Here is a 12,251-nt window from a genome sequence, read left to right as displayed (position 1 = left end):
CCTTATTCAATTCTATTCCCGAGCAGCTGTCCCAGCGCCTTGGCATGCGCTTCCTGAACGCTGGCGGCTATCTTCTTCGGATCTCCTCCCTCCAGCAGCTCCTGCAGTCCGTCGTTCAACGCCTCTGCGCCTTCTGTCGTCAGCACGCCGTCATAGACAGGAGTCAGGCTAACGCTATTCACCAAATCATACACTTCTGCAAAGATCGGAGATACCTTGCTCTTGTCCAGTTCAATTTTATAGCTGACCAGTTGGTTACTATCCAGCGTCCGCTGCTGAGCCTCCGGACCGGACATTGCATAGATTAACTCAAAAGCGGCTTCCTTTTCAGCGCCATCAACATGTTCACCCAGCGCCATGCCTTCGCCGACTGCCCCTGCCAGCGTATTCGGGTCTCCCTTGCCGCCCGGAACAACGGGCAGCAGCGCCGCTCCCATCTCGCTCATCGCATCCTGTGTCGCATTCGCTGCCAGATTCGTCAGCGCCCACCCGCCATTGATCATCATGGCCGCCTCTCCTCTTGCGAACATAAGCTCCATCTCCACATTATCGATGTGCTGGTAGCCTTCCTGGAATGCTCCCGCATCACCGAGCTGCTTCATATAATTCAGCGCTGTGATGAATGCCGGGTCTGTGAAGCGGACGCCCTCTTCCTGGCGTGCTGCATACATGAGCCAATCCGAACCGGTCACACGGTCCGCAAGCGAACTGAAAATACTGGATTGAGCAGGCCATCCCGCCTTGTTGCCTAGAGCGATTGGCGTGATCCCCTTGCTGTTAAACTTACCGATCACGTATAGCAGCTCGCTCCACGTCTTCGGCACGCTCAGTCTGTTCTCCTCAAAGATCCGTTTGTTATAATACAGGATTGAGGTTGGCGACAACCCCATCGGCGCCCCATAGACAAGCCCTCTATCATTGAAGGCTTCCAGCGAATTCGGCAGGAAGCCGTCCCTCCATTCCGGATACGCATCCACCAGCTCATCGATCGGTTGGATTAAGGATGCGGCTGCATATTCCCTTGTCATTGACCCGCTCCATAAGACGAACACATCCGGCATATGGCCCGTCTCCGCACTTTCCTTCAGCCGCTTTCGATATTCGTCAGGCGCAATCGCCCTTACCTTAAGCTTGATTTTTGGATGAGCTTCTTCAAATTCTTGAATAATCGCACGCATCGTCTGCGCGCGCAGATCATCTCCGGTGAAATTATGCCACAACGAAATGGTTGCCTTTATATTGCCGGACTTGTTGGCATCCCAAGACTTAAGGATACTGCAACCAGCCGACACGGCAAGAAGAACGGTCAAGGCGACAACTGCCAATACAGTTCTTTTCATCCCGTGTTCCCCCCAAATGATAATGTAATCGATTGGTACGATAACGAATTTGTGAATCCGCTTAGACTGTATGTCCTATGCAGCCCTCTTGTTTTTATCCCCTGCGGCGATATTCCCACGGCGTATAGCCCGTTTGACTTTCGAATAGCCCGCTGAAAAACTCCACGTCTCCGTACCCCACACGACTTGCAATCTCGCTGAAAGACGCATCTGACTCTTTGAGCAGCTCCATCGCCTTCTCCACTCTGGTCTTTGCCACAAACTCAGCATACGTACGGCCTGTCTCCCTGCGGAACACTTCACTGAAATGATGCGGAGTAAGCTGGACGCGCTTTGCAACCAAAGCCAGCGACAGGTCTTCTTCCAGATGCTCCTGTATGTAGGTGATCGCACGATTCATAGGCGGCGTGCTGTGATGGCCGGAAGCGGTTAAATAATCCTTCAATAGTTCCAGCACGCGATTCATTATCTCCTCGCGCCCGTTCTCAGCAGCAAGCTTTAACGGAATCGGCTGCGCCTTGATCGCCGCCGGGGACTGTGCGCCTGCCTCCTGTACTAAGCGATGGACTGACTCCTCCGCCTCCAGCAGCATAGAATTCAGATAAGCATGATAGGATTCCGGCGTTGTTTCTTCATCTGATTCCAACGCATCTACCACGCCTTCCAGCCAAAGCTGAAGCGCGGGCGCATCCCCTTCCTGCAGCAGTGCATACAAATCCTCCTTCTCCCCCGGCGAACAAGCCCGGCGGCTGCCCTTGCGGCTGCTAACGTCACGAGTATGGATCATTCGAACATCGGGCAGCAATCCGTGATACAGGAATGTGTGCTGCGCGCTGCCAATGGAACGCTTTAGTTCGTCGAGGCTGCAGACCTCTTCGCCTACCGCGGCGTAAAGCTTGCATTTCAGCTTGCGCTCTATTCGCATCAGAATGTCTTCCAGCTTGACCAAGCTGCCTTCCTCGCCGTTCATAAGAGGAAGAATCAACAGAATTTGATCCTCCCGCAAAGCCGCTTCTCCCTCGACCAGCTCATCGATCACATTATGGGCTGCGAACAGCAGGAGCTTGCCATAACCGTTCTCTGTCCCCCAGCCGGTAGCCCCAATACAGCAGACGACATAACGCGAAGCCGTATCCATCCGGAGCCTTGGCAAGAGCCTCATGCTCTGGCGCATTGTCGCATAGTCCACCTCGCCGCCTTGGATAAGCGTCTCAATCAGCTTCTCGCGCAGCTCATTCCGGTTGCCGCTTTCTCCTCGCATAATGATACGCTCGCGAGCGTTGCCTACCGCGCTCTTGATTTCGTCGGGACGGCTCGTCTTGAGCAAATAATCGCTTACCCCCTCCGTAATGGCCCTTCTCGCATATTCGAATTGATCATACCCCGTCAGGATAATGACTTCCGTGCTGGGCAGCAGCCGCTTCACTTCTCTTGCCAGGTCGAATCCGTTAAGCCCGGTCATCTGAATATCGGTCAGTACAATATCCGGACGCTCCGACCCCAGCCTTGCGATCGCTTCCTCCGCGGATGCCGCAGGCCGAAGCAGCTCATATCCGTATTCCGACCACGGAATCACAGTACTTAGACCCGTGCGTATAATGACTTCATCATCTACAATTAATAGCTTCATTCCGACTCCGCCTCCTCTTTAAGCATAAGCGGTATGGCGAAGGATACCTTCGTCCCCTCTTGATACGCGCTCTCAATGCGCAATCCCGACTCCATGCCATAATGCAGCTGAAGCCGCTTATGCACATTGCGCAGTCCGTAGCTCCCTCGCTCCAGCCGCTCCATATCCTTCTTCTGGTCTTCAGGGCCTTTAAGCTCTTGCCTGATCTCGGCCAGCTTCTCGGGCAGCATGCCGACCCCGTTGTCCTCTACGCTGAAGAGCATCCGCCCCTCTGCCCGCTCCGCGGTCACTTTGATCTCCCCCGCCTCCGGCTGCTGCTGGATGCCATGAATGAGCGCATTCTCGATCAGCGGCTGCAGCAGCAGCTTCAGCATACGTTCCGCGCCCAGGTCAGGATCGACCTCCAGCTTGATCCAGAACTTGCCCGGGAACCGGATCGACTGAATATTGGCGTAATGCTTGGCATGCGCCACCTCCTGCTCCACGGAGCAGAACTCTTCCCCCTTGTTCAAGCTGAACCGCAGAAAATCGCTCAAGCTTCCCACCATATCGGCGATCTTGTCGTCTCTGTTCATCAGCGCCATCCAATGTATCGACGATAACGTGTTATATAGGAAGTGAGGGTTGATCTGCGCCTGCAGCGCCTGCATATCCGCTTCCTTCTTGCTGGATTCCTCCTGCTTGACCTGCTCAGTGAGCTGGACGATTCGGTCGCTCAGCCCATTGTAGCTTCGAACAAGCTGGCCAACCTCGTCCATCGATTCGACGGGATACGTCTGGAAGGAATCCTCTGGACTTGAGCTTTTCAGGAAGCTCGTCAGCATCATAAGCGGATTCGTAATTCGTTGTACAAAATATAAGACAAGTAAAGAAGCAATGAGCATGGACACGCCAATAACGGCTACCATCAGCTTCAGCACATAGCTGTTCTCATTGCGGAAGTCTTCCATAGGCATAACGCCCGTCACGGTCCATTCCACGCCATCGACTTTGTCATATAACACGGTCCGCTTCTTTTCACCAGTCCCATCATATAGCCAGCCCGACTCATTCTCAAGCCTCGGGTCCGTAAGCAGCTCAGCAAGCTTGCCTGACTCCGCCGGATTCTCCCCGGTACCAGACAGTACGACGCCTTCGCTGTTGCTTAGCCACACCTCTCCATTTTCTGAAATACTGGCTTGATTCAATATTTGCGTAATGGCGCGTTCATTCAAGCTGATGACGAGCGTACCCAAATGTCTATAGTTCGTTAAGCTGCGTATCGGCCTGACAAGCGAAATAACCTGATTCGTGCCTGTAGCTGTGTCCGTCTCATATTTGGCCGTCCAAAATTTGGTTCGTGACTGAAAATCCTCTATCCGTTCATCCGCACTTTGCAGATCCGTATGGAATATGGTCGTATTCGAAATCGGCGGAGAAGAATGAACCGGATATATAGTAATATCGGAAATATATCGTTTGGAATAGACCAAATTAGATAAAAACTCAATCATTTTCGTTTGTTGAACCGGATCTGTTCCCGTCCCGCTCAAAAATTGCTGCACATCCTTCTGTCCGATCATAAAAAGCGATAAATTGTCGGCGTCCTGTACGATGAATTCCAGATTGGTCGCCATCTGCCTCAGTATTCCGGTGCCGGACTGCTTAGCCTTCTCTTCCGTTGCGGTTGCCGCCATATTATAAGCGAACAAACCAAGCGCAAGTAAGGGAATTAGAACGGCCAATAATAAAAATACGGATAGTTTACGTTTCAACGAGCTGCTGATCCAACGCATAAAACCTCATTCCTCCTGCCAAAAAAACCTCTATTTAGAATGACCATTTCGGCCATTGGCTATCGGCTTCACAGCCTATCATACTTTTTTTTAGTATAACAAAATTTTAGTTTGATTTTTCGTTTGTGTAGGTGTACCATTTGGACTAGATAAAGGTTAGAGGTATGGAAAGGGGGCGTACGTTGGAGACTATATCCCAAGAATTCATGTTTTTTTTCGAGCTTGCCAAAGGCATTGCCGCACAATTCGGGGACAATTGCGAAGTGGTCATTCATGACTGGTCGAAGCCTTACGACAGCACCATTGTCGCCATTGAGAACGGACATGTAACGGGACGCAAAGTCGGCGATCCCAGTACCAATCTCGGTCTGGAAATTATGCGCGGTACTTCCGACGGCGACAACCGCCACAATTATATAACCCAGACGGCGGACGGGCGCATCCTACGCTCTACCTCGATGTACGTGAAGAATAAAGCCGGTCAGATTATCGGGGCCGTGTGCATTAACCTGGATATAACCGATATCATGATGGCGGAGAAGACACTTCAATCCTTGACGGGAAGCGGCCTTCAGCCTGTACGCGAATCATTCGTCAGCAATGTGAACGAGCTGCTGGATACGCTAATCATGGAGGCCCAGGAGACGATCGGCAGACCGCCGGCGCTCATGACCAAAGAAGACAAGATACGACTGATCCAGCTCCTGGATCAGAAGGGCGCTTTCCTGATCAAGAAATCGGGAGAGAAAATATGCGGGTATTTAAGCATCTCCAAATTTACGTTATATAACTACTTAGAAGAATCGAAATCTTGAAGGAATAATGGGAGGTTCTTATACAATGAGCCGTAACGCAAGCATAATCGCTGCAGCAATCGAAACGCCTGGCGTTGTCATCTCGCTGGAAGCGGTGGAATCCAACATTGCCAAGATGGCCGAAGCGATCAAGAAGACCGGCGTTCAGCTTCGTCCGCATGCCAAGACACATAAGCTGCCTCAGATGGCGCAGCGTCAGCTTGATGCGGGCGCTATCGGCATTACGGTTGCCAAGATCGCCGAAGCGGAAGTTATGGCAGCCGGCGGCATTACCGATATTTTTGTCGCTTATCCGATTGTAGCGATGTCCAAGCTGGAGAGAGCCGTCAAGCTCGTTCAATCCGGCATTCGCCTCATCATCGGCGTGGACAGCCTGGATGGAGCCCAGCGCATCTCGCAGGCTGCCTCGAAGCACGGTGTGCAGCTGGAAGTGAGAATGGAGGTCGAATCCGGCTTGAACCGGACGGGTGTCGATGCAGAAGCAGCGCCAGCCCTGGCGCAGCAAATCTCCAAGCTGGACGGCGTCTTGCTAGGCGGTATCTTCACCTATCGCGGCGCGATGCTCGCCGGCTCGGCAACAATGGACCTTAAGGCGGCAGGTCATGAGGAAGGCCGCTTTATGGTACAGACGGCTGAAGCGATACGCGCCGCTGGCGTAGCGATTCGCGACATTAGCGTCGGCTCCTCGCCAACGGCTCTGTACGCAGCAGAGATTGAGGGCATTACAGAGGTTCGTCCTGGTACTTATATTTACCAGGATGTCATGCAAGCGGGATTCGGGCTTTGCGAGACAAGCGACTGCGCAGGCGCTGTTATGGCTACCGTCGTCAGCCGTCCCACGCCAACCCGGATTGTCATCGACGGGGGAAGCAAGACGTTCGCAACGGACGTGCAGCCGGACAAAGCGCCGCTTCATCTGAAGGGCTTCGGTCATATCGTTGGCGATCCCGATGCTGTGTTCGAGCGCATGAACGAAGAGCATGGCGTCATCTCGGTCCAAGCCGATAGTCCATATCAAGTCGGCGACGTCATTGCCATTATTCCTAATCACATCTGCAGCACGATCAACTTGCACAACTTCGTCTATCTGCAGCAAGCCGACGGCACGCTGGTACAAGCGCCAGTAGCCGCACGCGGCCTGCTGGAGTAGCGCCATACGAGAGGAGATTGGCTAACCATGCTTGACTTAGTATTTAAGAACGGTAAAATTGTCGACGGTACCGGAAACCCTTGGTTTCGGGGAGATATCGGCGTCAAGGACGGCATCATCGTATCGGTAGGGAGCATCGATCAAGAAGCGCATAAAGTAATCGATGTCGGCCATCAAATTATTTCCCCCGGCTTCATCGATGGTCACTGCCACTCCGATCTGATGATTCTGGATCATCCGAACAGTGATATCAAGCTGCAGCAAGGCGTAACAACTGAAGTTGTAGGCAACTGCGGTCTGGCTCCTGCTCCGCTCGTTCCAAGCAATGCGGAGCTGCTGAAAACCTACATTCAGCCCGTTGTCGGCAATACAAGCTGGGAATGGCCTTGGGAGACCGTAGGTCAATATATGGACCATGTCGCCAAGTCTTCCATCTCCGAGCATATTGCCACCTATGTCGCGCATGGCGCGCTGCGTATCGCCGTCATGGGCTTCGAGAATCGTCCCGCTACTTCCGCTGAAATCGTGCGTATGAAGGAATTGTTGGAGGAAGGCCTTCGTGCGGGAGCCATCGGCTTGTCCATCGGTCTTCTCTACGCACCGGGCAGCTATACGTCCCGTGAAGAGCTCGCTGAGCTTTGCAGTGTCCTGCCGAAGTATAACGGCCTGCTGTCCACTCATATTCGCGGCGAAGGCAACAATCTGCTCCCATCGGTAGCCGAAGTCATCTGGATTGCCGAGAAAACAGGCATCTCGCTTCATATCAGCCATCTCAAAGCCGCCGGCAAAATCAACTGGGGCAAAGTAATGGATGCGCTGGAGCTTGTCGAAGCGGCAAGAGCGCGCGGCATGGATGTAACTGTAGACGTCTATCCGTACAATGCGGGTTCGACTACACTGACGACAGTGCTGCCTCCATGGGTATTGGAGGGCGGCATTGAAGCGACGCTGGAAACCTTCCGCAACCCGAGCCTGCGTGCCCGCATTAAGGAAGAGCTTAGCCACGAGCAGACAGAATGGGATAACCTCGTATGCTCCACTGGCTGGAACAGCGTTATTGTGTCTTCCGTGAATTCGGACAAAAACAAGCATCTGGAAGGCAAGCCTATCTCGGAAATCGCCGAGATGCGCAGCCAGCACCCTGTAGATTGCATGATGGATCTGCTGCTGGAGGAAGACGGACAAATCGCGATCGTCTACTTCCATATGTCTGATGATGACGTGAAGCAAGTTATCTCGTACGAGAAATCGCTTATCGCATCCGATAGCTTGAACTGCGAGATCGGCAAGCCTCATCCTCGCACCTACGGCACATTCCCGCGCGTCTTCGCCAAGTTTGTACGCGATGACAAGATATTGTCGCTGGAGCAGGCGGTCCGCAAGCTGACTTCCTTCCCGGTTCAACGCTTCAAGCTGGGCAAACGCGGACTTCTTGTGCCGGGTTATGCTGCCGATATTACCGTTTTCGATATGGAAACGATTCAGGATACGGCTACTTTCGCCGATCCGCGCCAATTCCCAACAGGGATCTCACATGTCGTTGTAGGAGGCCAGCTGACTCTGTCGCATGGCGTCCATACACATAAACGCGAAGGCTCGTTAATCCGGGCTCAGCACTGCTGCTCGCATCCTCATTAATCGGCAGCAACCAATAAAGATTTAAAGGAGAAATGAACATGTCTAAAATCGAACAACGTCTTGCTGAACTAGGAATTACTTTGCCGGTATTGCCAGAACCAAAATTTCTGTACAAAACCGTGAACCAAACGGGCAACCTGATCTACACATCCGGCTTCGACTGCCGCATCGACGGCGTACTTATGTATGAAGGCAAAGTTGGCTCCGATCTGACCATCGAGCAAGGCCAAGAAGCGGCTCGCCAAGTTGTCATCAACCTGCTTGCTGCTATGAAACAACACCTTGGCGATCTGGACCGCGTTGTAAAGGTAGTTAAAATTTTGGCTTTCGTTAACAGCGCTCCTGGCTTCGGCGATCAGCCTTACGTTATTAACGGCGCTTCCCAGCTTCTGATCGACGTATTCGGAGAAGCAGGCCGTCACTCTCGTTCCGCAATCGGCACAAGCGATCTTCCGTTCCATACACCGGTTGAGATCGAACTGATTGCTGAGGTTCGTGACTAGTTCTGACGTCTGTACAATGTAAAAATCCCCAAGCGATTCTGTCGCTTGGGGATTTTTTGTCGTTATCATCAGCATGTGGACACGCTTGCGATTTGGTTCGTTGCAAGATCAGAGTCGAATTTGGATTAGAACAGAATCGTGCGTGTAATGATAACCAATAGAATGAAGAGAACAAGGATAGCGCCAGCGCTGTTTGAGCAAGGACTTCCGCAAGCTACGCCTGCTACTGGGTAGTGGGCGTTAGCTCCGCCGGATATATTTGCGCCAGATACATTGGCTGCAGACATGTTTGCCGCGTAATTCAAGTTGTTCAGCTCCTTTTTTTTGAAGGTACAGTATCCTATGTATTCTCCCCCGGGATGTATAGGCGAATCGGAAAATTGTGTGTTTGCTTATTTTTGCTTTGTGCCCACACCTTTGTTCATGTGCCACGGCATGTGGCCAGGCTACTCTAGCCCGTTGCCCCGTTATCTAGGCGATAGCCGAAGTTTAATGTCCTCATGTTACTTGCCCAGTCATATTGAACCAGAGGCGAATAACATACAGAGTACTCAAAACGTAAGGAGGTGCATGTAACAATGTCCGGTTGCGTTGGTGGTGCTTACGGCAACAACTCCGTTGGAGCGATCCTGGTACTCTTTATCCTGTTGGTGATTATCGCTTGCAGTTGCTTTGGCTTCGGCGGCTATGGCGGTTTCGGCGGCGGTAAATGGTAATCTAACGTCTGATATGTATCCTCCATGCATGCAGACATGTTCAGATGCCCTTGACACATTCGGAAAGGCTCGCTCAGGCGGGCCTTTCCTTCCGTTTTGCGATGGACAAGACTTAAAGCTCTGGCCGCTATAAGACTAAAGACAGCTCAACTCAAGAGGAGCTACCTTCTTCGGCATCGACTGGGCTAATCGCAATGTGGTTATATTGATCTGTGAGCAGTGCACGTATATCTCCTGGTTTATGGATGAGCCTCACGAGCAAAGCTCTTAACCGATGCGCGAACATAAAAAGAGAGCTGCCGCGGCAGCTCTCTTTCTCATATCCATCATTCCAGGTACCTGTTAGGATTAGTTGATCAATCCCGCTTGTTGAAGCAACCTGCGTACCATCGCAGCCGTCTCCGCTCTTGTCATGGTTGCCTCTGGCTTCAAGTTGCCGTCAGGGCTGCCCTTCGCTAAACCGCTGTATACAGTCTCTGCTACGGACTGCTCTGCCCATTCCGCTACCTGGCCTTTATCCTTAAAGCTCGACAAGGCCGTTGCTTTCGCCGCATCCGATAAAGCTGGATGACTAGCGGTCATTCGCATAGCCCGAGCGATCATCACCATCGCTTCCTGCCTGCTGATGGTAGCACCTGGCTTAAAAGTACCATCCGTGTACCCCGTAACAATGCCGTATTCTACGGCCTTGCTCACTGCTTGATAGTACCAGGCGCTCTTGCTTACATCGCTGAAGGAACTGGATGAACCGTTCTCCTGCAGACCTAGCGCTCGAACCAATATGGCAGCGAATTCTGCACGGGTGACCGATCCCTCCGGATTGAAACGATCTTTGCTCGTTCCTTTCACGACTAGTCTGGAGCCCATATCATTGACGTCCTGCTTCGACCAATGCTTCTCCACATCCGCGAATGTAACGGGATTCCAAATTATCGAATACATACTGTTCGACAAGCTGTTAATATGAGCAGAATACTGTCCGTCTTGTACAGATACTACTGTCGGAACATGATAAATAATTTTCCCGTCTTTGTCGAGCACGACCCCAGTCGTAATTTTAGAAGGATCAGTACCCTCTGGAAGTACGATCTCCCGTTCTACATAACTGTTGAATTTGTTCAACTGAACAGAGTGACTGCCATTCGTTACGGTAATCGTGAATTCAACCGGCTGGCCTATAAGCTGTGCCCCCGATTGTTCGACCGCTTGACCGAAGCTTGCTTGTTGCTGTGGAGAGACTTTTTTTATCTCAACAATAATTTGCACATCCTCTATATTTGCTCCCAGCTGTTCGGCAGCCTGATTCAGATTCAGTTGCGACGCCGGCAGCGTATAGGCTGCGCTTTCGGTACGAATCTCCAGTGTAGCTTCTCGTTCATGAATCTTCGCCAACAGCTTACCACTCAGATTCACAGTAAGTTGCTCCGGATCGGCAGCAACAACCAGAATCAATCGGGATTGCTGACCCTCTTCATCCAGCTTTTGCGCTGCCTTCTCCTCGTTCAATTGAACATCGATCGTCTTATTCTGGTTAGATGTGTTAACCTTGCCCACCAAATCTTCCGAATCTCCGACCACTTTGCCCGATACAATGCTATTTCCCGTGTCCGTTCCAGTGTCTGGATTCGTTCCAGGCGTTCCCGGATTGGAAGTAACGATCCATTTGGCATACAAGATGATATTCTCTGTCCCTACTGTTATTGTAGAACCTACCGCATACGCAGTACCCGTTCCGTCCGCCTTTGTATTCCAACCGCCAAAGGAGTAACCGGATTTCCTTACGGTTCCGATTTCCGCAACCTTTATGGTTGCGCCAGATTCATATGCGATACCGTCTACTGGAACATTGCCGCTTGTATGCCCATTTCCGTTATACGTAACTGTATAGGTGACTGCAGGTACAGCCGACCACTGCGCATACAGGGTGACATTACCGGACACCTGCAGTGTTGTCCCTTGTGTATACGAAGTACCTGTTCCGTCCGCTTTTGTGTTCCAGCCTGCAAAGATGTATCCTGTTTTCGCCAATGTGCCAACGTTTTGAATCGTTGCAGTGGAACCGCCTGGATAGCTGATGCTATCCGAAGGAGCATCCCCTGATGTATGACCGTTGCCCTCATAGGTGATAGAGTATGTGATCTCTGGGACTTTCATCCAGATCGCATACAATATGATTTTGTCCGAACCAACCGTAATCGTTGCTCCTGCCAAATAACTTGTTCCTGTTCCATCGGCTTTGGTGTTCCAGCCCTCGAATGTATAGCCGGGCCTTTGAAGCGTGCCGCTGTCAGCAACCTGAGCAGCTGCTCCTTCCGGATATACCTGGTTATCAACCGGGGCTTCGCCTGCAGTATGGCCATTACCCGAATACGTAATGGAATTGGTTGCTATCGGAACAGCCGTCCATTGCGCGTGCAGGGTGACATTGGAAAGCACGGTGATGGGTTGGCCTTCAACATAGATCGCACCTGTTCCGTCAGCTTTCGTATTCCACCCCGCAAAAGTGAAGCCTGTCTTCACCATGTTTCCACTGCCGAGTACCGTTGCTGTAGAACCAGCCGTGTAGCCTTGGTTATCCGTCGGCGCTACACCGGATGTAATCCCGTTGCCTTGGTACGTCACATAATATTTTGCTTCTGGCAGCAAGGTCCAGATCGCGTAAAGCGTTACGTTGGACGTGCCGA

Annotated in this window: 10 protein-coding genes; 5 read left to right on the top strand and 5 right to left on the bottom strand. The window is 51.9% G+C overall.

Annotated elements, in window-relative coordinates:
* Positions 1 to 2: 2 nt before the first annotated feature.
* From AC0YNW_RS25310 to AC0YNW_RS25300, 3 genes are all read right to left on the bottom strand, one after another.
* A complete protein-coding gene (locus AC0YNW_RS25310) occupies positions 3 to 1,340 on the bottom strand; it encodes an extracellular solute-binding protein (protein ID WP_475834272.1) in 1,338 nt (445 codons plus the stop codon).
* 94 nt (positions 1,341 to 1,434) lie between these two features.
* Complete coding sequence (locus tag AC0YNW_RS25305) at positions 1,435 to 2,970, bottom strand: response regulator (protein ID WP_475834271.1); 1,536 nt, start codon at positions 2,968 to 2,970, stop codon at positions 1,435 to 1,437.
* On the bottom strand, positions 2,967 to 4,745 hold the full coding sequence (locus tag AC0YNW_RS25300) for a cache domain-containing sensor histidine kinase (protein WP_475834270.1): 1,779 nt from the start codon (positions 4,743 to 4,745) through the stop codon (positions 2,967 to 2,969). Before AC0YNW_RS25300 ends, AC0YNW_RS25305 begins: the two co-directional genes overlap by 4 nt.
* A gap of 182 nt (positions 4,746 to 4,927) precedes the next feature.
* Here AC0YNW_RS25300 and AC0YNW_RS25295 point away from each other — a divergent pair, with 182 nt between their 5' ends.
* Genes AC0YNW_RS25295 through AC0YNW_RS25280 form a run of 4 tightly spaced genes read left to right on the top strand, consistent with a single transcriptional unit; the run spans position 4,928 to position 8,851 of the window.
* Positions 4,928 to 5,560: a helix-turn-helix transcriptional regulator gene (locus AC0YNW_RS25295; RefSeq protein ID WP_387479870.1), complete on the top strand. Its 633-nt coding sequence runs from the start codon at positions 4,928 to 4,930 to the stop codon at positions 5,558 to 5,560.
* Positions 5,561 to 5,585: 25 nt separating this feature from the next.
* Complete coding sequence (locus tag AC0YNW_RS25290; RefSeq protein ID WP_475834269.1) at positions 5,586 to 6,710, top strand: alanine racemase; 1,125 nt, start codon at positions 5,586 to 5,588, stop codon at positions 6,708 to 6,710.
* Positions 6,711 to 6,737: 27 nt separating this feature from the next.
* Positions 6,738 to 8,348: an N-acyl-D-amino-acid deacylase family protein gene (locus AC0YNW_RS25285; protein WP_475834268.1), complete on the top strand. Its 1,611-nt coding sequence runs from the start codon at positions 6,738 to 6,740 to the stop codon at positions 8,346 to 8,348.
* 38 nt (positions 8,349 to 8,386) lie between these two features.
* Positions 8,387 to 8,851: a RidA family protein gene (locus AC0YNW_RS25280; protein ID WP_387479873.1), complete on the top strand. Its 465-nt coding sequence runs from the start codon at positions 8,387 to 8,389 to the stop codon at positions 8,849 to 8,851.
* Positions 8,852 to 8,976: 125 nt separating this feature from the next.
* On the opposite strand, the gene AC0YNW_RS25275 is transcribed toward AC0YNW_RS25280, so the two are convergent.
* Entirely contained in the window at positions 8,977 to 9,156 is a 180-nt protein-coding gene (locus AC0YNW_RS25275) for a hypothetical protein (RefSeq protein WP_387479874.1), read from the bottom strand.
* 273 nt (positions 9,157 to 9,429) lie between these two features.
* Between AC0YNW_RS25275 and AC0YNW_RS25270 the strand changes: the two genes are divergently transcribed.
* Positions 9,430 to 9,567, top strand: a complete 138-nt coding sequence (locus tag AC0YNW_RS25270; RefSeq protein ID WP_165861395.1) for a hypothetical protein — start codon at positions 9,430 to 9,432, stop codon at positions 9,565 to 9,567.
* 348 nt (positions 9,568 to 9,915) lie between these two features.
* On the opposite strand, the gene AC0YNW_RS25265 is transcribed toward AC0YNW_RS25270, so the two are convergent.
* Positions 9,916 to 12,251, bottom strand: a 2,336-nt coding sequence (locus tag AC0YNW_RS25265; RefSeq protein ID WP_475834267.1) for an InlB B-repeat-containing protein, incomplete at its 5' end; no start/stop codon positions are given.

It is taken from the genome of Paenibacillus sp. J31R120 (assembly GCF_056269225.1).
The sequence above is the reverse complement of the archived record's forward strand: the minus strand, read 5'-3'. Positions and strand labels throughout refer to the sequence as shown.